The sequence below is a fragment of the Lederbergia sp. B243.17 genome, from assembly GCF_057657925.1.
On the sequence record NZ_JBWBKF010000027.1, the window covers coordinates 1 to 23,137 of the forward strand.

The following is a 23,137-nucleotide window of genomic DNA, read 5'->3' on the forward strand; positions in this document are numbered from 1 at the left end:
AAACATTTCTCTTATAACCTTGTCTGGCGGCTATAGCGAAGAGGCCACACCCGTTCCCATCTCGAACACGGAAGTTAAGCTCTTCAGCGCCGATGGTAGTTGGGGGTTTCCCCCTGCGAGAGCAGGACGCTGCCAGGCAAACGAAAGACACCGCGGATGCGGTGTTTTTTTTTCATATATAACAGCTTGAATGAGGGCGGCTGTTCTAACTTTTAGTCTGTTTGAAAACTATATCTTGTTCTCGGCGGATATTGATTTCCTCCAGAGCACAGCACATATATCTCTGTCATGGGGAATATATATCGTTCTCGTCAAATACATCTCACACTCAGCAAATATATCGCCGTCCTGGCGAATATATCGGCAAGTTCATCTTTTGCAGCTGAAATCCGAAAGCGCTGGGCATGCTCAAGCAAGTATATCGACCAACTCCGCGGATTTATGTTGCTCTCAGGAAAGCTATCTACCATCTCAGAGAAGTTATCTACCGCCTCAGCAATTTTATGTCGTTCCTGGCCAAAGTATTGACCATTTCACCTATTCGAGGGCAGTTACTTGATTTCCTTCATTTATACATCGCGCTTTTGCTCTATAAGTAAGCCTGTTTTCTGCTCGCCACATAAAGAGGTTTCTTCCATGATACCTCTCGCCCCTGGATGGCTATATCGGTCAACCAATTTTGTACACACACTGTAGATGAGCCATCACGCATACGCAAGAATAACAACATCTTTTATCCATGTGATCAGCAAACGGCTTTCACGGAAAAGCAGGGGTCTGCTGCTGCATGCATGTCCATATTAAATACGGTGCTTTCTCTTGGTGGATGCCAAGAAAGCGGGTGATGAAGGGATAATCTTGATTCGGTGCTGTTTTCATTAGTTCATACCACCATTCCGTCTCGTAGCGAGAGATCATGCTCAAGTTGTATAGCAACAAGTAATGGATCAAAATATCCGGCAGCATGTTGTCCTTGTGAAGGGTGGAAGGGAGACAGTATTTGTTTTCGATAAAATGGTGCCTGAATGGAAGCTGGGCGGCCCCACTGGTATCAATACAGAGTGTCTCGCCGTCTGCGCTCTCAATCCAGCTATGCTGCTCGCCTGTCTGCTTGCTGGATAAATATTGCTGCAGGCGGTGTAAGTTCATATGGTACGCATCTGCCGCCGAATTGGGTATGATAAAGGTAGGCGTCGAGGACGAGGGTTCCAGATAGAGGTATTTTCGCTTTCCTGTTAAAAAGAGAAAAGCTTCATCCAATTCCGGAATGAGCAAGAACAGATCACTCATCTTGTATTTTTCGCCTTCAGAATGTTTCACGTGAAACAGTTGTTCTGCTATATGGATATAGAGTCCATTTTTTTGAACTCTCACTTCATCATCAAAGAAGAGGTATTGCCGTTTTTTCCGTTTTCTTGATGAGACACCATGTGCAAGCACAGAGGTATTGCCAGGGTACTGCGGGTCGACAAGCAGGATGCAAGCTTTCAGCAGGTGAACAAATCCATAATAAAGAAGGATCGGTTTCATGGAAAGCGGGGAAGATGCCGCCTGTTTATAAAATGTTTGTCCATGTTCCAAGTAATAAAGAAATGGGTATGTGTTGTCGTAGCTTTTCAGTTCGGCATCAGTCAGTCCTTTTCTTTCGTATGATCCGCGTAAAAAATCCTGGGTGGTGGAGGCAGATTGGAGCAACTCCAGCTTATGCCAATATGTTGTTTCCCTTCGCATAATTAGACCTCCAAGTTATTTGAAAAATGGAACATCCAGACATCGTCTTGACAGTATTTTAACCAATTGATAACCTACTAATAATATTTTCGGGCAGGGGGCTAAAAAATGTGGGAATCCAAGTTCGCTAAAGAGGGATTAACATTCGACGATGTTTTGTTAATTCCGGCTAAGTCAGAAGTGTTGCCAAAGGATGTAGATTTATCAATTCAGCTGACGAAAACACTGAAGTTGAATATTCCGATCATCAGTGCCGGTATGGATACCGTCACAGAAGCCGCTATGGCCGTCTCCATGGCTCGTCAAGGCGGTCTTGGCATTATTCATAAGAACATGAGCATCGAACAGCAGGCAGAGCAGGTGGACAAGGTCAAGCGTTCGGAAAGCGGCGTTATTACCAATCCGTTTTACCTGACACCTGAGCATCAAGTTTATGACGCAGAGCATTTGATGGCGAAATACCGCATTTCAGGCGTTCCGATTGTTAACAATGAGGAAGAAAAAGTGCTTGTCGGCATTATTACGAACCGGGATATGCGCTTCATACAAGATTTCTCTCTCCTCATTTCAGATGTGATGACGAAGGAGAACTTGGTAACAGCACCGGTTGGCACGACATTGAAGGATGCTGAACTTATTCTTCAAAAGCACCGGATTGAGAAATTGCCGCTGATTGATGAAAAAGGTGTGCTGAAAGGCTTGATCACGATCAAGGATATTGAAAAAGTGATCGAATTTCCTAATTCCGCCAAGGACCAGCAAGGCCGTCTTCTTGTAGGAGCTGCCGTCGGAGTGACGAAAGATACGATGAAAAGGGTAGAGATGCTTGTCGCTTCACATGTGGATGTGATTGTCATCGATACTGCTCACGGACACTCTGCAGGAGTGATTGAAACGGTGAGGGAGATTCGTAACCAATATCCGGAGCTGAATATCATTGCAGGCAACGTAGCCACTGCTGAAGGAACAAGGGCACTGATCGAAGCGGGAGTGGATGTCGTCAAGGTCGGCATCGGCCCGGGCTCTATCTGTACGACGCGCGTTGTTGCAGGGGTCGGTGTACCGCAGATCACAGCGGTCTATGACTGTGCAACGGAAGCAAGAAAATACGGCAAGGCAATCATTGCCGACGGAGGAATCAAGTACTCCGGTGATATCGTTAAGGCAATTGCCGCAGGCGGACATGCAGTCATGCTGGGAAGCCTTCTTGCCGGTACATCCGAAAGTCCAGGAGAAACGGAAATCTTCCAAGGACGCCGATTCAAAGTGTATCGCGGCATGGGTTCAGAAGCTGCGATGGCAAAGGGATCAAAGGACCGGTATTTCCAGGAGGATGCAAAGAAATTTGTTCCTGAAGGAATTGAAGGACGGCTGCCGTACAAAGGACCGCTTGCAGATACACTGTATCAGCTCGTAGGCGGGCTTCGTGCGGGAATGGGCTATTGCGGTGCACCGAATCTTCCGCACTTCCATGAAACGTCCCAATTTATCAAAATGACAGGTGCGGGACTCCGTGAGAGCCATCCGCATGATGTTCAAATTACAAAAGAAGCTCCGAACTATTCCTTGTCGTAAGGCAAAAAATACATGGCATTCCCATTTCCGGGGGTGCCATGTTTTGCTTTACAAAATTGGCAGAAACAAGTTCGATTGTCATCTACTCATTGTTGTGTATCTATGTTAAAATGACAAACGTGTACATATTAGGCTGGAGGGTTTTTTGTGAAAATATATAATATGAGAATGATCGCTGGTCTCCTGTCCCTATTGTTGGTGATCAGCATGGTTTCTGTGCCGGTGAAAGCGTCAGCAGCAGATGATTTACATATCCAGGCGGATGCAGCCATCTTGGTGGATGCGGATACTGGAAAGATTCTATACGCAAAGAATGAGGACACAGCGCTTGGAATTGCGTCCATGTCCAAAATGATGACCGAATACTTGATGTTTGAAGCGATTAAAAACAAGAAAATCTCTTGGGATCAGAAACAGACAGTCAGTGATTATGCAAGTAAGGTATCAATTGATAATAATTTATCGAATGTGCCGCTGGAAAAAGACAAAACATATACAATTAGGGAACTGTATGAGGCAATGGCGATCTATTCCGCCAACGGTGCAACGATTGCAATTGCGGAGGCGATAGCCGGTTCAGAAGCGAAGTTCGTGAAAATGATGAATGAAAAAGCGGAAGAGCTCGGCATGGAGAATTTCCACTTCGTCAATTCATCAGGTTTGAACAATAGCGATTTGAAGGGAATGCATCCGGAAGGATCGGGTCCTGACGATGAGAACGTCATGTCTGCCAGATCGACAGCTCTGCTTGCAGCCCGTTTGATGAAGGATTATCCGGAAGTGCTCGACACGACAAGCATCACGAAAAAGGATTTCCCAGGAATGAACGGTGAAATGAAAAACTGGAACTGGATGTTGCCAGGGTATCTGTTTGAATACAAAGGCGTAGATGGACTGAAGACCGGAACGACCGACTATGCTGGCTATTGCTTTACAGGTACGGCTAAAAGAGGAGATCTCCGGATCATCACCGTTATCATGAACGCCAAAAATGAAGCCGGTGCAGGCAGCTACAATGCCCGTTTTAATGAAACAAAGAGAATGATGGATTATGGGTTCAATAATTTCTCGGTCAAGGAAGTTTTGCCGGCAAACTACGAAGTGAAAAAGAATAAAACGATTCCGGTCCTGAAAGGGAAAGAGAAATTGGTTGGCATTCATGGCAAGGACCCGATCAAGGTTGCAGTAAAAAATGGCGAGGAAAAAATGTACAAGCCGAAGTTCACGATCGACAAGAAAAAGTTGAACAAAGACGGAGAGCTGACAGCACCTGTGAAAAAAGGAATGCAGGTCGGCACGATCGAGCTGTCTTATACAGGGGAAAATGACTATGGTTATCTTTCCAAGGATTTTTCACCGAAGACGGCTGTGGTAACAGATCATGAAGTCGAGAAAGCGAACTGGTTCGTTCTATCAATGAGAGGAATCGGCGGATTTTTTGGCGATATGTGGCATGGCATCACATCAACGGTAAAAGGCTGGTTTAAATAAATAATAAGTGTATCAAGGGATACGCTTTCATTTAGAGACGAAGAGGAAAAGGGCAAGAATTGCATGGTGTAATTCTTGCTCTTTTCCTATATCCTGATATTGACAGAAAGTTGTTTGTATAGTTTACTAAATTTTGAAAAGAGAATTTATCACGCTCATCAACATGCAGCGTACGAGATAAAGAGAAGGGGAGACAGAGATGAGAACAGGTACGGATCGAGTTAAGCGCGGAATGGCAGAAATGCAAAAAGGCGGCGTCATCATGGACGTGATCAACGCAGAACAGGCGAAAATTGCCGAAGAGGCCGGGGCAGTTGCAGTTATGGCATTGGAAAGAGTGCCTTCCGATATCCGTGCTGCCGGCGGTGTGGCAAGAATGGCTGATCCGACAATTGTGGAAGAGGTAATGAATGCCGTGTCCATTCCAGTAATGGCCAAAGCAAGAATCGGCCATATTGTTGAAGCGCGAGTACTGGAAGCGATGGGTGTCGATTATATAGACGAAAGTGAAGTACTCACTCCTGCAGACGAGGAGTACCATCTAAATAAAAAGGATTATACCGTTCCATTCGTATGCGGCTGCCGTGATCTTGGCGAAGCAGCACGCAGAATCGGAGAAGGTGCATCCATGCTGAGAACGAAGGGCGAGCCGGGAACCGGGAACATCGTCGAGGCGGTCCGTCATATCCGCATGGTGAATGCGCAAGTGCGTAAAGTCGCTTATATGAACGAAGATGAACTGATGACAGAAGCAAAATTGCTCGGTGCTCCGTATGAAATCCTGTTGGAAATCAAAAGACTCGGCAAATTGCCTGTTGTGAACTTTGCTGCTGGCGGCGTAGCGACTCCAGCTGATGCAGCTCTCATGATGCAGCTTGGAGCGGACGGTGTATTTGTCGGTTCTGGTATTTTCAAATCGGACAACCCGGCGAAATTTGCCCGTGCGATCGTCGAGGCGACAACGCATTACCAGGACTATGAAAAAATCGCCGAGCTATCCAAAGGATTGGGTGCTCCGATGAAAGGGATTGAAATCTCCACTTTGAATCAGGCACAGCGCATGCAGGAACGCGGGTGGTAAGATGAAAGACTTGAAGATCGGGATTCTGAGCCTGCAGGGGGCTGTCTCTGAGCATGCAAGAGCCGTTGAACATTATGGCAGCCAAGCAGTCCAGGTGAAGTATAAGGAGCAGCTTGCGGAGATTGACGGGCTGATCCTTCCTGGGGGCGAAAGCACGGCGATGCGTCGGCTGATCGACAAAAACGATATGCTTGAGTCGCTGCGGGAATTTGCCCGGAGCGGAAAGCCGATGTTCGGCACATGCGCAGGCATGATTTTGCTGGCGAAAGAAATTGCCGGCCAGGACAATTCCCATTTGCAGGCGATGGACATAGCAGTCGAAAGAAACTCTTTCGGCCGGCAAAAGGACAGTTTTGAGGCGGATATTGCGGTTGCTGGTGTTGCGGAAACGATGACAGCGGTCTTTATCCGGGCTCCCCATATCCTTTCTGCGGGAGAAAACGTTGAAATCCTTGCGAAGTACAACGGCAGGATTGTCGCAGCGCGTGAAGGACAATTCCTGGCGTGCTCCTTCCATCCGGAATTGACGGATGACCATAGGCTGACGGGCTATTTCCTGGCGATGGTCAAAGAGGCAAAAACCGGCGGAATGGATAAAAAAGTTGCAATCGAGGCATAGTTATAGTATATTGAAGCAAAATTACATGAAGATAAAGCGTTGAGAGGAAACAGTAGCAGGAAAATGTACGGGCAGAGAGCCGGTGGGTGGTGAGAACCGGCGGCATTGACTGTGAATCCATCCTTGAGCGGAATGCCGAATGCCCTATGGCTAGTAAGCATTTTCGGATAACAAGTCCGTTATGAAAGCAAGTGGAAAGCGAAAAGCTTTCAATTTGGGTGGCAACGCGGGTAACTCTCGTCCCTTTTACAGGGACGGGGGTTTTTTGTTTTCAAGAAAAAAGGAGGCAGACAACATGCTGGACATGAAGCTATTGCGCGGCAATTTGGATGAAATTAAGGAAAAGTTAAAACACAGGGGAGAAGACCTGAGTGATTTTGACCGGTTTGAAGAATTGGATAGAACCCGCAGGGAAGCGATTGTGCAGGCTGAATCCCTGAAGAGCCGCAGGAACGAGGTATCCCAGGAGATTGCCCGTTTGAAGAAGGAAAAGCAAAATGCCGATGATCTTATCGTTGAAATGAGAGAAGTAGGAGAAGAGATCAAAAAGCTCGACGGCAAAATCCGTGAAGCGGAAGAAGAACTGGACCATTTGCTCCTGTCGATTCCGAACATCCCGCATGAAAGTGTGCCGGTCGGTGAGACGGAAGATGACAATGTTGAGATCCGCAAATGGGGGGAAGTCCGCGATTTCACATTCGAACCGAAGCCGCATTGGGATCTTGCAACCAATCTCGGCATCCTCGATTTTGAGCGGGCTGCGAAGGTGACAGGAAGCCGCTTTGTCTTCTATAAAGGGGCAGGGGCGCAGTTGGAGCGGGCACTTATCAGCTTTATGCTCGATCTTCACGTGGAAGAGCATGGTTACGAGGAAATGATCCCTCCGTATATGGTAAACAGAACGAGCATGACGGGAACAGGCCAGCTGCCGAAGTTTGAAGAAGATGCCTTTTTGATTGAAAGCGAGGATTACTTCTTGATTCCGACGGCAGAGGTACCGGTAACCAATTACCACCGTGATGAGATTATCGATGCGGATAAACTGCCGATCAACTATGCTGCGTACAGCGCATGTTTCCGTTCGGAAGCGGGATCAGCGGGCCGTGATACACGCGGACTAATCCGCCAGCATCAGTTCAACAAGGTGGAACTCGTCAAGTTCGTCAAGCCGGAAGATTCTTATGATGAACTGGAAAAACTGACGGGCCATGCGGAGAAAGTACTGCAATTGCTGAAGCTTCCTTACCGTGTGCTCAGCATGTGCACAGCAGACCTTGGCTTTACGGCTGCGAAAAAGTATGACTTGGAAGTTTGGATTCCGAGCTATGAATCGTACCGTGAAATTTCTTCTTGCTCAAACTTTGAGGCATTCCAGGCACGGAGAGCGAACATCCGCTTCCGTCCCGAGCCAAATGCAAAACCGCAGCACGTTCATACATTGAACGGTTCCGGACTGGCGATTGGCCGGACAGTAGCAGCCATCCTTGAGAACTATCAGCGTGAAGACGGAACAATTGAGATTCCTGAAGTCCTCCGTCCGTATATGCGCAACAAGGAATATATCGGCTAATAAGCCGGCAGGAGAGCAGGGGCCCATCCTTCCACGGATATGGGCCCCTCTTTTTTATTAAAAAAACCTAGTTGACAACGAAGCAACAAGGTGATATAGTAGTTTTTGTCGAAATGGAGGAATACCCAAGTCCGGCTGAAGGGATCGGTCTTGAAAACCGACAGGCGGGTTAAACCGCGCGGGGGTTCGAATCCCTCTTCCTCCGCCATCTTTATAGCGCATACTATTGGAGATCAAATAAATCCGCTGCCATCAGGCAGCGGATTTTTTATCGTATATGGAACACTAAAATCGCTGTGAAGTGAATTTGAAGGTGTATTTTTCGCTCCGGTAATAGAGGCGGGTGTATTCGAAAATGGTGCCGTCTTCTAAAAATGCGCATAAGTCCATCGCCAGGCAGGAGTGGTCTTTTAAATGGAGAATCTCCCTCAGTTCTTTTTTCGGTACATAGGGGAAGATTTCTCCTTGCCGCTCTTTGATGTGATATCCCTTCGCCTCAATATACTCATACTTTGAATGCTCCATAATCTCCACTGACAGATCGGGAAACAATGAAACCGGCATATAGGTTTCCTCCAGTATCATCGGTTCATTGTCTCCGCAGCGCAGCCTCCTGATAAAAAATACTCGTTCCGTTTCCTCAAGCTGCAGCAGCTTCCGAATTTCCTCCCTGGGCGCCTGCATGGAAAATTCCAGTACATGATTGGTAGGGACATGGTTTAGCCTTTTCATTTCTTCTGTAAAACTTTGCAAGCGGTAGATATCATGTTCGATTTTCGGCTGTTTTACATACGTTCCGCTTCCCCTGATTTTATATAAGATACCTTCCTCCACTAGGAGCTGGATCGCTTGGCGGACGGTTACCCTGCTAACTTGAAACGTATCTGCCAACTTTTGCTCTGATGGGATCGCATCGTCCCTGTTTAAGTTCTCCGCAGTAATTTGCTGTTTGATATGATCAGCCACTTGTTTATACAGTGGATTATTCTTTTTCAATGTATTCACCTTTTCTACGTAGTCGTTGGACGTGTGACTCTTACAAATATATAACAGATACGGCTCGTTTTCATCTTTAGTGCAAAAATAGACCTATATAATACATTATTAATACAACTATTGATTGATTAAGCACTTAAGTTGTATTATATTAGTATTACAAAATAAATGCAGCAGAAGGTGGTTCTATGAAAAAACAGAGAGTGGTCATAGCAGGCAGCGGCAGTACGTATACAATGGGCATGATTATGAGCTTAATAGAGGAAAAGAAAAACTTCCCGATCAAAGATCTGATTTTTTATGATACAGATCAAGAGCGGCAGGAACTGAACGCCAAGGCTTGTGAAATCCTTTTGAAAGAGAGATATTCGGAATTAGAATCCTTCTCCTATACAACTGACAAGAAAAAGGCATTCGAGAACGTCGACTTTGTCTTTGTTCAAATTCGGACTGGCGGTTTGGAGATGCGCGAAAAGGATGAACAGATCTCTTTGCAGCATGGAGTCGTTGGCCAGGAGACATGCGGACCTGGAGGCATGGCGTATGGGCTGAGATCGATTGGCGATATGATCCAGCTTGTAAAAGATATCCGCTCAACCTCACCTAAAGCATGGATTTTGAATTACACAAATCCGGCTGCAATTGTCGCGGTCGCTCTGAAAAAAGAATTTCCTGATGATCAACGCCTGTTGAACATTTGTGATATGCCGATTGCGATCATGATCAGCTACGCTGAAATTTTAGGTACAGATGTATGGGATCTTGTTCCTGAATATTTTGGGTTAAATCATTTCGGCTGGTTCACGAAAATATTGGATAAGGCAGGCACAGACCATACGGAAAGGCTGAAATCCAAGATGGTCCAAGAGGGCTTTGTTCCAGTGGACCAGGAGATTGCCAACGATGCCTCATGGAAAGCGACATTTGAACAAGCACGGAAAATGCTGATGGACTTCCCGGAATTCTTGCCGAATACGTATTTGCAGTATTACTTGTATCCAGACCGGATGGTAGAGAAAGAGAATCCGGAAAAAACGAGAGCGCGGCACGTTATAGAGGGGCGCCAGAAGCGCGTTCATGACTTATGCAGGTCCATTATTAGCGAGAGAACGGCAGAACATGCTGAATTACATGTTGATGTTCATGGCGTCTTTATGGTAAAAGCCGCTGCATCGCTTGCCTATAACTTGAATGAAAGATATATCGTCATTGTTGAGAATAATGGCATCATCTCCAATTTGCCGGCAGATGCGATGGTCGAGGTACCCGCCCTATTATCCTCAAACGGACCGAAGCCATTTGCCATCGGTGAGATCCCGACATTCTACAAAGGGCTTATTGAAGGACAGTATGCGTATGAGAAGTTGGTGACAGAAGCGTACTTTGAAAAAGACTATCAAAAACTTATACAGGCTTTGACCCTCAATCGTACGGTTATCAGTCCTGAAAAAGCGAAGGCCGTTTTGGCGGATTTGTATGATGCGAACCGATCGTTCTGGCCAGAGTTTAAATAATATCCATCCTGCTGCCTGTCATTACAGGGAGCAGGAATCTTAGCAAGGGGGAGCAAGGATGAAGAAGTTAATAATCAATGCGGATGATTTCGGGTATTCCAGAGGAGTCAATTATGGAATCATTGACTGCTATCAAGAGGGAGTGCTCACCTCCACCACTTTTATGACGAATATGCCTGGTGCGGAACATGCTGTACAACTGGCAAAGGAAAATACCGGTTTAGGCATAGGGGTACATCTTGTCCTAACTTGTGGACGCCCGCTGCTTGCAACTCATACGTCCATTGTTGATATCAATGGAGACTTCCGGAAGCTGGAATTTTATAAGGGAGCCTTCACCATTGACTATGATGAAGTGTACGCAGAATGGAAGGCGCAGATTGAGAGATTTCTCTCCTATGGTTTGCAGCCGACTCACTTGGACAGCCACCATCATATTAACTCATTCGGTGACTTGCCTAGAGTCATGATCCGTCTTGCAAGGGAATACGGGCTGCCGGTTAGAAACAATATGGCTGTGCCTGCAGACATCCCGACGACAGATGCTTTTTTCTATACGATTGAGGAATCACTCAGTAACGAAGCATCGCTAAAAGCGATATTTGAAGGACGGGATTCCGTTGAGGTCATGTGCCACCCAGCCTATTTGGATAAAAAGCTGATGGCTACTTCCTCGTTTACATATCCCCGGATTGATGAAGTGGAGTTTTTGACGCACCCGGATATTATTTCATTGATCAAGTCGCGGAATGATGTAGTTTTGACACATTACAGAGGGTTATAAAGGAGAGAAGAATATGAAAAATACATTGCAAAGATTAGGAAAATCCTTGCTTGTACCAATCGTTGCCCTGCCGATCGCAGGCTTGCTTTTAAGGCTGACAGCACCTGATTTATTAAACATCCCACTTTTTCAAGCATCGGGTGTCATTCTGGCACAGATGGACGCTTTAATCGCTATCGGTATCGCAATGGGCCTTGCTAATGGGAAAGACAAAGGAATTCCGGCACTTACGGGTTTTCTTGCGATCATCGTCCTCAAAGAAGGATTGAAGATCATGGATCCCGAATTGAATATGAGTGTTTTTGGCGGGGTATTGGCCGGGCTCGTAGCTGCATTTATTTATAACCGGTTTAAATCTACTAAACTGCCAAGCATGTTTGCTTTCTTCAGCGGGGAGAAGTTCCCGATTACGATGATCATTTTTACGATGATCCCCGTAGCCGGTCTCATGTCCCTTGTTTGGCCGTATGCGCAAGCAGGAATTGATGCTTTCGCCAAGCTGCTGATGGGCCTTGGAGCTTTGGGTGTCTTTATTTTTGGATTTTTGAATCGATTCTTATTGCCATTTGGCCTTCACCATGTGCTCAATACATATGTATACTTTGGTCTAGGTGATTATGAAACCGCTTCAGGGGAAGTGATTCATGGAGAAATTACCCGTTTTCTAAGCGGTGACCCTACAGCGGGTGTCTTCATTGGCGGATTTTTTATTACGATGATGTTCGGCGTTCCTGCTATTGCACTGGCCATCACGAGAGCAGCGAAGGCGAGAAAGCAAGAAACAAAAGCGTTAATGGGTTCCGGTGCGGCAACTGCCTTCATTACCGGTATCACGGAACCAATCGAGTTTACGTTCCTGTTCACATCACCGCTGCTTTACTTTATCCATTCTGTTTATACTGGTTTGGCTGGAGCCGTACTGTATCTGCTGCATATTCGCCATGGTTTTTCATGGGGGGCAGGGGCAATCGATTTCCTGCTCAACCTGAACTTGTCGGATAAAGGCTTGCTTATTATCCCAGTAGGTTTGGCTTTCTTTGCCCTATACTACTTCACGTTCTATTATATTATCGTCAAGAGGGATATTCCGGTTATTGGCCGAGAGAAGGAGCAGGAGTTTACGGAAGGCCGGGAGGATGAGGAGAAGAATCTATCCCTATCCCATTCCAACCACGAGTATATGGCTAAGAAAATTTTGGAGAACATCGGCGGTAAGGAGAATGTCATCGCAAATGATAATTGCATGACCCGCCTGCGGATGGAAGTAACCGACATGGATAAAGTGAATGTCGACAAAATCAAACAGACAGGTGCCCATGGAGTGATAAAAGTGGATAAGCGTAATGTCCAAATTGTCATCGGGCCTGAAGCGACAACGGTTAAAAAAGCCTTGGACAGGCTATTGGAAGAAGAATAAACAAATGCCCCTGCGGTTTAAAATCCGCAGGGGCATTTGATTTTATTCAGCGCTGAATGCTGCTTTCTATTTTTCTGATGATGCCGGGCAGACAATCCGGGTTGTCGTGCAGGTCATATTCATTGATATTCAAGCGCAGCACCGGGCAGGCATTGAATGATTCGATCCATTTATGATAACGTTCATACATTTCCACCCAATAAGAGTTGGGGGTGGCTTGTTCCATCGGCCGTCCGCGTTGGTGGATTCTTGTAATAATGTCATCAAGCGAGCCATCGAGATAGATCAGCAGATCGGGGCGCGGGAAGTAAGGGGTCATTACCATCGCCTCAAACAGCTGTACGTAGGTACGATAATCCATTTCGTTCATCGTGCCATTTTCATAATGCATACGCGCAAAAATGTCGGTATCCTCATAGATGGAGCGGTCCTGAATGAAGCCGCCTCCCGCATCGTAAATACGCTGCTGCTCTTTGAACCGTTCCCCCAAAAAGTATATTTGCAGATGGAAGCTCCATCTTTCAAAGTCTTGATAGAACAGATCTAAGTATGGGTTCGTATCGACCTTTTCGAAGGATGTTTTAAAACCGATAGCCTCTGCCAACGCTTTTGTGATCGTTGACTTTCCTACTCCGACGGTGCCGGCCACTGTAATAACGGCATCGCGGGGAATCGTTGTTTCAATTGGATTCATGGTACTGCTCCTTTAACGATATTTCATAATCGATGATAACGTATTGTGCAAATCAGACTGGTTATGGACAAAATCGATCGAGTTGGTGTCAATCCGGATGACTGGCACTTCCGGACAGGTTCTTTCAAAGTGATTGATGAAGCGGTCATAATCCGCAATCAGGCCTGCCAAATAGGCAGGATCCATATCTTCCTCAAACTGCCTGCCCCGGCCGGCAATCCTCTCGAGAAGAGTATCCAGCTCAGCTGTCAGGTAGATGACCATACTTGGCATGACCAAATCCTTTGTTAAAATCTGATAGATCTGTTCGTATTTTTCAAACTCGGCAGCCGGCAAGTTTTTCTTGGCAAAAATCAAGTTTTTAAATATATGGTAATCGGCAACGATGGTATTCCCCGTTTGTCTATACTGCCCGGCATCCTGCAGCTGCTTGTACCGGTTGCATAGGAAAAACATTTCCGTCTGGAAGCTCCAGTCATCTATATTTTCGTAGAATTTATGTAAAAAGGGATTTTCATCAACAATTTCTTCGAGCAAAAAACCGTCCTGGTGCTGAGCGAGCGCAGCAGCAAGTGATGTTTTTCCGACCCCTATCGGCCCTTCGACCGTAATAAAAGACGGGGTGTTCACATGACATTCCTCCCTGGCTAAAAATGAATCGGACAATACTTCATTTTAGCAGAATTAGCGGAGGTTGTCCCGGCTGCATCGGAAGGATTTTTCTGGAGGATGAAAAAAAGACCCGACAGAAGTTCTCTCGGGTCAGGTTGAAGAAGGGGCAGCTTTCACCACATTGAATTGATCGGATATCAAAAGCCAGTTTTGCGGGAAAGAGAGACCAAGCTTCCAATAGGCGACGCCCCTAAGCCCGAGTTCCCGGACGAGGTTGAATTTTGCCTGGATGGAGCGGGCATCTTCAAACCAAACTTCATGCTCCCTGCCCTGCTGATCCCGGTAGCGGAAGAATGGTGCCTGTGCTGTTTCATCGTACTGGATGGCAACACCGTGATCTGCGGCAATCTGAATGGCCTGCTGGGGGCTTACGGCACGTGCAGTCGTCCCTTGAACGAACGGAAGCGTCCAGTCATAGCCGTATAAGTTCTGGCCCATCATGATTTTATTGGCAGGCATGACTGACAAGGCAAATTCTATCACTCTCCGGACTTGGTCAATCGGTGAAACAGCCATTGCAGGTCCGCCGCTGTAGCCCCATTCATACGTCATCAAGACGACGAAATCGACAATCTCCCCGTGTGCCTGGTAATCGTGGGCCCCATACCATTCTCCGCCCTGAGCAGCACTTGTCTTCGGTGCAAGAGCTGTTGACAGGGCGAGTTTTTCGGAATGAAGTCTGTCTCTTGCCGTTCTTAAAAATTGATTATAAGCCTCTCTGTCAGCCTGAGGTATCCTCTCCAAATCGAAATGTACTTCCGTGAAGCCGACCCGCTTTGCCTCTCTAACGATGTTGTTGAGCAAGGCTGTTTGGACAGTTCTGTCCGTCACGATCGCATGGCCGATTTCAGAGCTGAACTGGCCTTCCGCCTGATTGGCAATGACCATGGAGAGATTGGTCCTGTTGGCCTTAGCAATCGCCGGGAATTGATTGAGAGGCGGAGGATTCAATGACCCGTCCGCATTCACTCTGTACGCAAACGGCGCCAAGTAGGTCAAGTAGGGAGCGGCCTGGCGGGCACTGTTTTCCAATGCTTCGGAGACAGCCGTTCCCGAAGGTTCAATATAGCCGAGAAATTCCCTGGACGTTTTCGGTATCGGCGGCAAATAAAGACGGAGGCCGACAGGGAGGGTAGCGTTCACGTTCAGGCCGTTGACCCTGGCAATCTCCCGGTAATCAAGCCCGAACCTCCGTCCGATTTCCCAAAGTGTATCCCCGCTTTTTACCCAATAAAACTGCCCTATAATCGGGATAACGAGTGCCTGTCCGACGACAAGCCGGTTTGGATTGGGCAATTGATTCGCCTCAATTATTCTTGCGGCGGAAATCCCGTAATTCGCTGCGAGCACAGCAATCGTATCATTCGGCTGCACAACGTGTATCTGCATATAAATCCCCCTTATTCATACTGCTCCCCTAACCATATGAAATTCATCCGGGGATTATGACATCAGTATAAAATTACGTTAAAATAAGGACAATGAACTAAAGGAGCGAAACGGATGAAACGAAGCGAGGAAGAGTGGATGGGACTAGCGATCGCAGAAGCCGAGAAAGCAAGGGCAATCAATGAGGTTCCGATTGGTGCAGTGATCGTGCTTGATGGGGAAGTGATAGCGGCGGCCCATAATTTGCGGGAGACAGAGCAAAATGCCGTAGCGCATGCGGAGCTGCTTGCAATCGAGCAGGCATGCAGGTCACTCGGCACATGGCGGCTGGAAAATGCAGAGCTCTATGTAACGCTTGAACCATGCCCGATGTGCAGCGGGGCGATCATCCTCTCCCGGGTCAAAAAGGTCGTATACGGGGCATCCGATCCGAAAGCAGGCTGTGCAGGCACGCTGATGAATCTGCTTGACGATGAGCGATTCAACCACCAGTGCGAAGTAGTGAGCGGAGTACGGGAAGATGAGTGTGGAACACTTCTCAGCAGTTTCTTCCGCAGCATCCGTGAGAAGAGGAAAGCAGCGAAAAAGAGCTCTTAACTTGTTAAGGCGGATGATTTGCAAGAGCCATTGATTTTCCGGCGAAAAAATAGTATACTTAATTATGCGCTGAAAAGCGCCATAACAATTGGTATCAACTTTGCCGTGCTAGACGGGGACATAGCGGAGCCTTGTAACCCGCAATCCGCTCCAGCGGGGTTGAATTCCTTCCCGAGGCTGTTGTTCTGTAAGGTCTGCCTTAAGTAAGTGGTGTAGACACCCGGGTCCTGCGCAATGGGAATCCATGAACCATGTCAGGTCCGGAAGGAAGCAGCATTAAGTGGTCTCTCCCATGTGCCGCAGGGCAGCCTGGGTCGAGCTAACTGCTTGAGTAACGCTTATGGGGCACAGTCGAAGGAAGGTGCACGGCAGCTTAAAGAATAGAATGAAACCCATTCACTTTTGTGAATGGGTTTTTTGCAGCCTGAAACCGGACCGGTAAGGAACCTATCAAGCGGGTAAAATTATCGCCGCAAAACATTCGGTTCCTTTTGTCATAGCCGGAACAGTTAAGGTATAATAGAAATTAGAGACTTTCAGGAAAAAGGGGGGAGAGGCATGAATTATCAGGCGTTGTATCGGGTATGGCGGCCCCAGCAATTTGCCGATGTAGTCGGGCAGGAGCATGTGACCAAGACGCTGCAAAATGCCCTCCTCCAGGAAAAATTCACGCATGCGTACTTGTTTTCCGGGCCACGGGGCACCGGGAAGACGAGCGCGGCAAAGATTTTGGCAAAAGCGGTCAACTGCGAGCGTATGCCTGTGTCGGAGCCGTGCAATGAGTGTGCAGCATGCCGCGGAATCACGGATGGTTCGATCTCAGATGTCATCGAAATTGACGCCGCATCGAATAACGGAGTGGAGGAAATCCGCGACATCCGCGATAAGGCGAAGTATGCACCGAATGCTGTCCCGTATAAGGTTTATATCATCGATGAAGTGCATATGCTTTCTATCGGCGCCTTTAATGCCCTGTTGAAAACGCTGGAAGAACCACCAGGGCACGTCATTTTCATTCTGGCTACGACCGAGCCCCATAAAATTCCGCTAACGATTATTTCGCGGTGCCAGCGCTTTGATTTCAAGAGAATCACGTCCCAGGATATTGTTGGCAGGATGGCGCATATTGCTGATGAGTCTGGCCTGGCTTATGATGAAAAAGCGCTCCACGTAATCGCGAGAGCAGCAGAAGGCGGAATGAGGGACGCACTCAGCCTGTTAGACCAGGCATCGTCCTTCAGCTCGGACGGTTTGACGATGGATGATGCTCTGACTGTAACAGGTTCGATCGCTCAGCTCCATCTGAATGAATTGGCAAGGGCTATTCATGAACGAAACATTGCAGGTGCGCTTGAGACGCTGGAAGAACTGATGAAGCAAGGGAAAGATCCGGCAAGACTGGCTGAAGATCTGATTCTGTTTTTCCGCGACCTTTTGCTTTATAAGACAGCTCCGAATCTGGAGGAATCCCTTGAGAGGGCATTGCTTGATGACGGCTTCACAGCTTTGGCACAGGAGGTCCGTCCGGACGAAATCTACTCTTATATTGATATTCTAAGCAAGGCCCAGCATGAAATGAAGTTTTCGACCCATGCTAGGATTCACTTGGAAGTGTCACTTGTAAAGCTGTGCCAGACAGAATCGGCAACGTCTCCGGCAAAGATTCCGGAAGCCGAGGAACTGTTTGCGAAAATCGCCGCCTTGGAAAAAAAGATCGAAAAACTAAAAAGCATGGGACCGTCCGCTGAAGAAACGCCGAAAAGCGCTCCGGCAAAAAAAGCGGCACGGCCAGGCAAAAGCTACAAGCCGAATATGCGGATGATCCGCGATGTGCTCGCAAATGCAACCCGGGATGACCTTAACACCATCAAGGGACATTGGGGCACACTGATTGAAACGCTGAACAGCAGAAGGATGCGGTCACAATCCGCCCTCCTGAACGATGCTGAACCCGCAGCTGCTTCTAATGAGGCATTCGTGCTGAAATTTAAATATGATATTCACTGCCAGATGGCGATGGAAAACCCGGCATTTGTCGAGGCGATTTCACAAATCGCGGAAGAGCTGACAGGCCGGCCGCTCTCTTTTGCTGGAATTCCTGAAGAACAGTGGCTCGAAATCCGAGAGGAATTTTTGCAGTCGCAGGGCCAGGAAGACGGACAGGAGAGCAAGGAACAGGAAGATCCGCTGATTGCGGAAGCTATCAAGCTGGTCGGTGCTGATCTCATAGAGTATAACGACTAGCCGGCGGTCAAACGCCTAAGCTAAAAATCTAATTATGCGGAGGTTTTGAAGATGATGCGAGGAATGGGAAATATGCAAGGCATGATGAAACAGATGCAGAAGATGCAAAAGAAAATGGCAGAGGCTCAGGAAGAACTGGGCGAAAAGCGGATTGAAGGAACTGCAGGCGGCGGCATGGTCACTGTCGTTGTATCCGGACATAAAGAAGTATTGGATGTTAAAATCAGTGAGGAAGTCGTAGATCCTGACGACATCGAAATGCTTCAAGACCTTGTCATCGCTGCAACAAACGAAGCGCTGAAACAGGCTGAGGAACTGACCAACAAGACAATGGGTCAATTCACGAAAGGAATCAACCTGCCTGGAATGTAGGAGGTAAAAAAATATGTATTATCCAGAACCTATCTCCAAGCTGATTGACAGCTTTATGAAACTGCCGGGAATCGGGCCAAAAACAGCTGCCCGCCTGGCGTTTTTCGTTCTTGGCATGAAAGAGGAGACCGTGCTGGACTTTGCAAAGGCACTTGTCAATGCAAAAAGGGATCTTGGCTTCTGCTCGGTCTGCGGCCATATTACAGACCAGGATCCTTGCTATATTTGCAGCGACCCCCGCAGAGACCGGAGCGTCATCTGTGTTGTGCAGGAACCGAGAGACGTAATTGCAATGGAGAAGATGAAAGAATACACCGGCCTCTATCATGTTCTTCACGGCTCCATCTCCCCGATGGAGGGAATTGGGCCGGAGGATATTAACATTCCGGACCTGTTAAAGAGGCTGCAGGACGAGACGGTGAAAGAGGTCATTTTGGCGACGAACCCGAACATTGAAGGAGAAGCGACCGCAATGTATATTTCCCGTTTGCTGAAGCCGTCGGGCATCTCGGTTACAAGGATTGCCCATGGCCTTCCGGTCGGAGGGGATTTGGAATATGCGGACGAAGTGACGCTCTCCAAAGCGCTTGAGGGAAGAAGAGAATTGTAATGGGGAAGGTGCGCAGTTTGTTCAAGAAGCAAAAACTCCGCAAGCAATTTGATCAGGCTCTGATCGATTCAATAGAGGCGATGAAAGCCGATTGGTTTCACCAGGAGCAGCTTGAGCGGCTGAGCTACGGTGCCAATGAAGAACTGCGCATTGAGGTGAAGATAGCCAAGGCGAAGTATTTTCTGCTTTTAGCCGAAGCGAAGCGGCGCAAAATATCGTTGAAAAGATAGGCAGGAACAAAAAAACGTTCTAATCGGACAATCCCTTCATATAATACGGCAAGAAGACGGATCCGGGAGGGATGAAGGTGAGCATCAGTCCTGTCATTGTCATTTCGGCGATTGCCGTGCTGATCCTGCTGCTGCTTCTCGTCGGGCTGCCCGGCAAAGCGGCGAAATGGTTCGGCATATCTTTTATGAAGCTGGTGATCGGCGCACTGTTCTTATTCTTTTTGAATGCAGCGGGCAACCGCTTCGGGATTTTTGTTCCGATCAATTTTGCCACATCCGCCATATCCGGGTTTTTAGGGATACCCGGAGTAGCGGCGTTGGCGATGATCCAGTATTGGATTATCGGTTAGTCTACTGTAGATAGCATCCGTGAAATCGCGGATGTTTTTTTGTGCAAAAAAACCGGCTCGGAAAAATCCGGGCCGGCATGGACGAGTGTATTCTTACTTGCTGATTTTGATGATGCCCTCCTGCTTCAGGCTGACTGAGCCTTTCTTTTCAATCACGATGCTTTCGCCAGCAGCAAGATTTGTGAAGACGATCGGTGTAATCGTCGATTTTGCATGTTCCTTAATATACGGGATATCGAACTTCAATAGCGGCTGGCCTTGTTTGACCAGATCGTTCTCAGATACGAGTGTTTCAAACCCTTCGCCTTTCAAATTGACGGTATCCAATCCTACATGGATCAGGATTTCACGTCCGCTGTCGGACAGAATGCCGATCGCATGCTTTGTCGGGAACAGGTTGATGATTTTTCCGTCAACAGGGGAAACGACGATGCCCTCTTCAGGAACGATGGCAAACCCATCCCCCATCATTTTTTCTGCGAAAACCGGATCAGGCACTTCACTGATTGGGATCAGTTCGCCTTCAATCGGAGCGGCAAAGCTTTCATCTGCTTTTTCATTTCTTAAAGCATCAGGATTGACTTCCTCGATCTGTTTTTCAATATCCGCGTCAGGAGCTTTTTCAACCTTGCGCGGTTTTTTCCCACTCATAATATCATTCATTTGTCCTTTGATCGTTTCAGAACGAGGGCCAAAAATGGCCTGGATGTTGTTTCCGACTTCCAGCACCCCTGCAGCGCCCAACTTCTTCAGTCCGTCTTTGTCGACAGCCTGAATATCATTGACCGATACGCGGAGGCGCGTAATGCAAGCATCGAGATGGGCGATGTTACTTTGTCCGCCCATTGCGTCGAGAATCTGGTAAGGAAGATCGCCAGCAGTTCCTTTTTTCTCTTGTTCGCCAGTTTCTTCGTCGTCTTCTCTTCCCGGTGTCTTCAAATTCAACTTCGTAATCGCAAAGCGGAAGACCGTATAATAGATGACCGCAAAGACGAGGCCGAGCAGAATCGCAATCCACCAGCGTTCTTTCCCAGGCAGAATCCCGAACAGCAAGAAGTCGATGGCTCCGCCGGAGAACGTGTACCCAAGATGGACCTTGAACATGGTCAGCAAAACAAAGGAAAGCCCGTCAAGCACGGCATGAAGCACAAACAGCAATGGAGACACGAACATAAATGAAAACTCAAGCGGTTCGGTAATCCCCGTCAGGAATGATGTCAGTGCAGCAGAACCGAGCAATCCTGCGACAAGTTTTTTCTTTTCCGGTTTGGCAGTATGATACATCGCAAGTGCTGCCGCCGGCAATCCGAACATCATGACCGGGAATTCCCCACCCATGAAATATCCGGCTGTAAGTTGAACATTGTCTTTCAGCTGTGCGAAGAAAATCGTCATATCCCCGCGAACAATATTGCCTGCCGCTGTCTGGTAGGAACCAAACTCATACCAGAACGGAGCATGGAAGATATGGTGCAGACCGAATGGGATCAGCAGCCGTTTGATAAACCCAAAGAAGAAAACCGCGATATAAGTACCGCTGCCGAGCAGCCAATTGGAAGCACTGTTCATTCCATGCTGGATCGGCGGCCAAATAAGCAGAAGCAAAAGACCTGCAACCAAAGAAGAGGCCGCCGTTACAATCGGCACAAACCGTTTACCTGCAAAAAATCCGAGGAAAGAAGGCATCTCAATATCATGGAACCGGTTATAACAGTATGCGGCAATTAACCCGACAATAATTCCCCCGAAAACACCGGTTTGAAGTGTTGGGATTCCGAGGACATTTGCATATCCCGGGTCATTTGCCACCGTATCCGCTGTAACGCCGGCCCAAGTGCTCATCACCTGATTAAGCACAAGATATCCGACCAAGGCTGCAAGCCCTGCAGCTCCGTCGCCGGCCAAGCCGATCGCCACCCCTGCAGCAAAAATAAGCGGCAGGTTTCCGAAGATGATGCTGCCTGCGTCTTCCATGACGCTAGCAATCAGCTGAATCCAGGAAGCATCGAGAAACGGCAAATACTCAAGCATTGTCGGCTGCTGCATCGCGTTTCCGATTCCGAGCAGCAGTCCGGCAGCGGGTAAGAGAGCGACTGGCAGCATGAGTGCTTTTCCGACTTTCTGCAAGACGCCAAACGCTTTTTTAAACATAGTATGACCTCCAAAGTATATATAGTTCGCTCAGAAAATGAATGCTGAAACACAAAAAGGCATGAGAAAAGACTTGATCGAAAAAAGACCCAAATCGCCTTGGGATTCTTCATTTCAACCAATTCTTAACTCATGCCTGATCGAATCAGTGACACGCAAGAAACTGGATTTATTTAGATTTTGCCTGAAGCCGCTGCAAGTGCATCGTCAAATAGACGGCTTCCGCATCATAAACTTTCATTCTAAGTGTTTGCTGCATTACTTTAATGAGCTTCCAGGCAAGATTATAGCATAGCGGATATTCCTCTTTCAAGAGGGAAGCGATCTTTTCGGGTTCCTCCACCATCTCGCCTTTTTTGATTCGCTCAATCGCAAACCGAAGATGGCGGACAAGCCGCATATAGTCAATACTCTCCCGATCGATTTCGATCCCCAGCTGCTGTTCCACCATGCTGACGAGACTGCTGATCAATTGTGAATGCTGGTTGACGGCAGAGAGATCCTGATTGGTGATTGAACTATGGATATGAAGAGCAATAAATCCGATTTCCCCGATCGGCAGGTAAATGCCGGTTTTTTCTCCAATCAAATCCACCACTTCTTTTGCCACCTCATACTCCATGCGGTAAAGCGCCTTCGTTTCAACGAGAAAAGGATTGCTGATCTCCATTCCTTGAGATATCCGATTAAGTGCAAACAGCAGATGGTCTGTCAAAGCAACATGGATATGCTCATTAAGTGAAGAATGGGACCGCTTCTTAATCAGATCAATAGCTGAAATGATCGCCTCGTGGTAGAGGGGGTCAAGATGGGGAAGCAGCTTTATATAATTTTCCTGTTCTTTTTCATCTTTTAGCACAAACAGTTTTTCAATCTTATCCGTGTCAATTGTTTCCCCGGACTTGCGATTGAAACCGATGCCCTTGCCAATGACCACCACTTCCTTGTAGGAAGGGTGTTCAGCGATAATGACATTGTTGTTCAATGCCTTTTCAATCAGTAATTTTGCCATACTCCGTCTCCGTTCGCCAAACCTCATCAGTAGTACAT

At 47.5% G+C, this 23,137-nt stretch carries 21 protein-coding genes, 1 tRNA gene, 1 rRNA gene, 1 other RNA gene and 1 other annotated feature; of the genes, 17 read left to right on the forward strand and 7 right to left on the reverse strand.

Annotated elements, in window-relative coordinates; all coding sequences use genetic code 11:
• Positions 1–22 precede the first annotated feature (22 nt).
• Positions 23–138, forward strand: a 5S ribosomal RNA gene (gene rrf, locus AC0TWI_RS03970).
• Between the two features lie 621 nt (positions 139–759).
• On the opposite strand, the gene AC0TWI_RS03975 is transcribed toward rrf, so the two are convergent.
• Entirely contained in the window at positions 760–1,731 is a 972-nt protein-coding gene (locus AC0TWI_RS03975) for a YaaC family protein (protein ID WP_488125046.1), read from the reverse strand.
• Positions 1,732–1,839: 108 nt separating this feature from the next.
• Here AC0TWI_RS03975 and guaB point away from each other — a divergent pair, with 108 nt between their 5' ends.
• The 6 genes from guaB (at position 1,840) to AC0TWI_RS04005 (ending at position 8,275) form a co-directional block, all read left to right on the forward strand.
• Positions 1,840–3,306 carry an IMP dehydrogenase gene (gene guaB, locus AC0TWI_RS03980; protein ID WP_488125047.1) on the forward strand — a complete coding sequence of 489 codons (1,467 nt, stop codon included), beginning with the start codon at positions 1,840–1,842 and terminating at the stop codon, positions 3,304–3,306.
• Positions 3,307–3,468: 162 nt separating this feature from the next.
• Positions 3,469–4,797 (forward strand): serine hydrolase, encoded by a 1,329-nt coding sequence (locus tag AC0TWI_RS03985; protein ID WP_488125073.1) that lies wholly within the window; start codon positions 3,469–3,471, stop codon positions 4,795–4,797.
• Positions 4,798–4,996: 199 nt separating this feature from the next.
• On the forward strand, positions 4,997–5,878 hold the full coding sequence (gene pdxS, locus AC0TWI_RS03990; protein WP_488125048.1) for a pyridoxal 5'-phosphate synthase lyase subunit PdxS: 882 nt from the start codon (positions 4,997–4,999) through the stop codon (positions 5,876–5,878).
• A 1-nt stretch (position 5,879) separates the two neighbouring features.
• On the forward strand, positions 5,880–6,497 hold the full coding sequence (gene pdxT, locus AC0TWI_RS03995; protein WP_488125049.1) for a pyridoxal 5'-phosphate synthase glutaminase subunit PdxT: 618 nt from the start codon (positions 5,880–5,882) through the stop codon (positions 6,495–6,497).
• Between the two features lie 30 nt (positions 6,498–6,527).
• Positions 6,528–6,745, forward strand: a binding site (T-box leader).
• Positions 6,746–6,792: 47 nt separating this feature from the next.
• Positions 6,793–8,067: a serine--tRNA ligase gene (serS, locus tag AC0TWI_RS04000; protein ID WP_488125050.1), complete on the forward strand. Its 1,275-nt coding sequence runs from the start codon at positions 6,793–6,795 to the stop codon at positions 8,065–8,067.
• A gap of 115 nt (positions 8,068–8,182) precedes the next feature.
• Positions 8,183–8,275 (forward strand) — tRNA-Ser (locus tag AC0TWI_RS04005).
• 77 nt (positions 8,276–8,352) lie between these two features.
• On the opposite strand, the gene AC0TWI_RS04010 is transcribed toward AC0TWI_RS04005, so the two are convergent.
• Positions 8,353–9,063 (reverse strand): GntR family transcriptional regulator, encoded by a 711-nt coding sequence (locus AC0TWI_RS04010; RefSeq protein WP_488125051.1) that lies wholly within the window; start codon positions 9,061–9,063, stop codon positions 8,353–8,355.
• Positions 9,064–9,251: 188 nt separating this feature from the next.
• Between AC0TWI_RS04010 and AC0TWI_RS04015 the strand changes: the two genes are divergently transcribed.
• The 3 genes from AC0TWI_RS04015 to AC0TWI_RS04025 are packed head-to-tail and all read left to right on the forward strand — an operon-like array spanning position 9,252 to position 12,778.
• Positions 9,252–10,577, forward strand: a complete 1,326-nt coding sequence (locus tag AC0TWI_RS04015) for a 6-phospho-alpha-glucosidase (RefSeq protein ID WP_488125052.1) — start codon at positions 9,252–9,254, stop codon at positions 10,575–10,577.
• 58 nt (positions 10,578–10,635) lie between these two features.
• The gene (chbG, locus tag AC0TWI_RS04020) at positions 10,636–11,361 is read left to right on the forward strand and encodes a chitin disaccharide deacetylase (protein WP_488125053.1); all 726 of its coding nucleotides are present in this window, start codon (positions 10,636–10,638) and stop codon (positions 11,359–11,361) included.
• Positions 11,362–11,374: 13 nt separating this feature from the next.
• The gene (locus tag AC0TWI_RS04025) at positions 11,375–12,778 is read left to right on the forward strand and encodes a PTS transporter subunit EIIC (RefSeq protein WP_488125054.1); all 1,404 of its coding nucleotides are present in this window, start codon (positions 11,375–11,377) and stop codon (positions 12,776–12,778) included.
• A 46-nt stretch (positions 12,779–12,824) separates the two neighbouring features.
• On the opposite strand, the gene AC0TWI_RS04030 is transcribed toward AC0TWI_RS04025, so the two are convergent.
• The 3 genes from AC0TWI_RS04030 to AC0TWI_RS04040 form a co-directional block, all read right to left on the reverse strand.
• Positions 12,825–13,472, reverse strand: coding sequence for a deoxynucleoside kinase (locus tag AC0TWI_RS04030; protein WP_488125055.1), 648 nt, complete (start codon positions 13,470–13,472; stop codon positions 12,825–12,827).
• A gap of 12 nt (positions 13,473–13,484) precedes the next feature.
• On the reverse strand, positions 13,485–14,102 hold the full coding sequence (locus AC0TWI_RS04035; protein WP_488125056.1) for a deoxynucleoside kinase: 618 nt from the start codon (positions 14,100–14,102) through the stop codon (positions 13,485–13,487).
• Between the two features lie 132 nt (positions 14,103–14,234).
• A complete protein-coding gene (locus AC0TWI_RS04040; RefSeq protein WP_488125057.1) occupies positions 14,235–15,533 on the reverse strand; it encodes a LysM peptidoglycan-binding domain-containing protein in 1,299 nt (432 codons plus the stop codon).
• A gap of 114 nt (positions 15,534–15,647) precedes the next feature.
• Here AC0TWI_RS04040 and tadA point away from each other — a divergent pair, with 114 nt between their 5' ends.
• The 7 genes from tadA to AC0TWI_RS04075 all read left to right on the forward strand — a co-directional run bounded on the left by tadA (position 15,648) and on the right by AC0TWI_RS04075 (position 19,936).
• A complete protein-coding gene (gene tadA, locus AC0TWI_RS04045; RefSeq protein WP_488125058.1) occupies positions 15,648–16,130 on the forward strand; it encodes a tRNA adenosine(34) deaminase TadA in 483 nt (160 codons plus the stop codon).
• Between the two features lie 103 nt (positions 16,131–16,233).
• An RNA gene (gene ffs / locus AC0TWI_RS04050) (signal recognition particle sRNA large type) lies at positions 16,234–16,499 on the forward strand.
• Between the two features lie 189 nt (positions 16,500–16,688).
• Positions 16,689–18,374, forward strand: a complete 1,686-nt coding sequence (dnaX, locus tag AC0TWI_RS04055) for a DNA polymerase III subunit gamma/tau (RefSeq protein ID WP_488125059.1) — start codon at positions 16,689–16,691, stop codon at positions 18,372–18,374.
• A 54-nt stretch (positions 18,375–18,428) separates the two neighbouring features.
• Positions 18,429–18,746, forward strand: a complete 318-nt coding sequence (locus AC0TWI_RS04060; RefSeq protein WP_488125074.1) for a YbaB/EbfC family nucleoid-associated protein — start codon at positions 18,429–18,431, stop codon at positions 18,744–18,746.
• Between the two features lie 13 nt (positions 18,747–18,759).
• Positions 18,760–19,356 (forward strand): recombination mediator RecR, encoded by a 597-nt coding sequence (gene recR, locus AC0TWI_RS04065; RefSeq protein WP_488125060.1) that lies wholly within the window; start codon positions 18,760–18,762, stop codon positions 19,354–19,356.
• Positions 19,356–19,586 carry a YaaL family protein gene (locus AC0TWI_RS04070; protein ID WP_488125061.1) on the forward strand — a complete coding sequence of 77 codons (231 nt, stop codon included), beginning with the start codon at positions 19,356–19,358 and terminating at the stop codon, positions 19,584–19,586. The genes recR and AC0TWI_RS04070 overlap by 1 nt, the downstream gene beginning before the upstream one ends.
• A gap of 83 nt (positions 19,587–19,669) precedes the next feature.
• Positions 19,670–19,936 (forward strand): pro-sigmaK processing inhibitor BofA family protein, encoded by a 267-nt coding sequence (locus AC0TWI_RS04075; RefSeq protein WP_488125075.1) that lies wholly within the window; start codon positions 19,670–19,672, stop codon positions 19,934–19,936.
• Positions 19,937–20,029: 93 nt separating this feature from the next.
• On the opposite strand, the gene ptsG is transcribed toward AC0TWI_RS04075, so the two are convergent.
• Together ptsG and glcT are read right to left on the reverse strand one after the other, a co-directional pair.
• A complete protein-coding gene (gene ptsG / locus AC0TWI_RS04080; protein ID WP_488125062.1) occupies positions 20,030–22,087 on the reverse strand; it encodes a glucose-specific PTS transporter subunit IIBC in 2,058 nt (685 codons plus the stop codon).
• Positions 22,088–22,256: 169 nt separating this feature from the next.
• Complete coding sequence (glcT, locus tag AC0TWI_RS04085) at positions 22,257–23,099, reverse strand: glucose PTS transporter transcription antiterminator GlcT (RefSeq protein ID WP_488125063.1); 843 nt, start codon at positions 23,097–23,099, stop codon at positions 22,257–22,259.
• Positions 23,100–23,137 lie beyond the last annotated feature (38 nt).

Bases quoted from the DNA above. Each gene is read 5' to 3' on its own strand.
- AC0TWI_RS03975 (WP_488125046.1), bottom strand. From the start codon at position 1,731: ATGCGAAGGGAAACAACATATTGGCATAAGCTGGAGTTGCTCCAATCT.
- guaB (WP_488125047.1), top strand. From the start codon at position 1,840: ATGTGGGAATCCAAGTTCGCTAAAGAGGGATTAACATTCGACGATGTT.
- AC0TWI_RS03985 (WP_488125073.1), top strand. From the start codon at position 3,469: ATGAGAATGATCGCTGGTCTCCTGTCCCTATTGTTGGTGATCAGCATG.
- pdxS (WP_488125048.1), top strand. From the start codon at position 4,997: ATGAGAACAGGTACGGATCGAGTTAAGCGCGGAATGGCAGAAATGCAA.
- pdxT (WP_488125049.1), top strand. From the start codon at position 5,880: ATGAAAGACTTGAAGATCGGGATTCTGAGCCTGCAGGGGGCTGTCTCT.
- serS (WP_488125050.1), top strand. From the start codon at position 6,793: ATGCTGGACATGAAGCTATTGCGCGGCAATTTGGATGAAATTAAGGAA.
- AC0TWI_RS04015 (WP_488125052.1), top strand. From the start codon at position 9,252: ATGAAAAAACAGAGAGTGGTCATAGCAGGCAGCGGCAGTACGTATACA.
- chbG (WP_488125053.1), top strand. From the start codon at position 10,636: ATGAAGAAGTTAATAATCAATGCGGATGATTTCGGGTATTCCAGAGGA.
- AC0TWI_RS04025 (WP_488125054.1), top strand. From the start codon at position 11,375: ATGAAAAATACATTGCAAAGATTAGGAAAATCCTTGCTTGTACCAATC.
- AC0TWI_RS04030 (WP_488125055.1), bottom strand. From the start codon at position 13,472: ATGAATCCAATTGAAACAACGATTCCCCGCGATGCCGTTATTACAGTG.
- AC0TWI_RS04040 (WP_488125057.1), bottom strand. From the start codon at position 15,533: ATGCAGATACACGTTGTGCAGCCGAATGATACGATTGCTGTGCTCGCA.
- tadA (WP_488125058.1), top strand. From the start codon at position 15,648: ATGAAACGAAGCGAGGAAGAGTGGATGGGACTAGCGATCGCAGAAGCC.
- dnaX (WP_488125059.1), top strand. From the start codon at position 16,689: ATGAATTATCAGGCGTTGTATCGGGTATGGCGGCCCCAGCAATTTGCC.
- AC0TWI_RS04060 (WP_488125074.1), top strand. From the start codon at position 18,429: ATGCGAGGAATGGGAAATATGCAAGGCATGATGAAACAGATGCAGAAG.
- recR (WP_488125060.1), top strand. From the start codon at position 18,760: ATGTATTATCCAGAACCTATCTCCAAGCTGATTGACAGCTTTATGAAA.
- AC0TWI_RS04070 (WP_488125061.1), top strand. From the start codon at position 19,356: ATGGGGAAGGTGCGCAGTTTGTTCAAGAAGCAAAAACTCCGCAAGCAA.
- ptsG (WP_488125062.1), bottom strand. From the start codon at position 22,087: ATGTTTAAAAAAGCGTTTGGCGTCTTGCAGAAAGTCGGAAAAGCACTC.
- glcT (WP_488125063.1), bottom strand. From the start codon at position 23,099: ATGGCAAAATTACTGATTGAAAAGGCATTGAACAACAATGTCATTATC.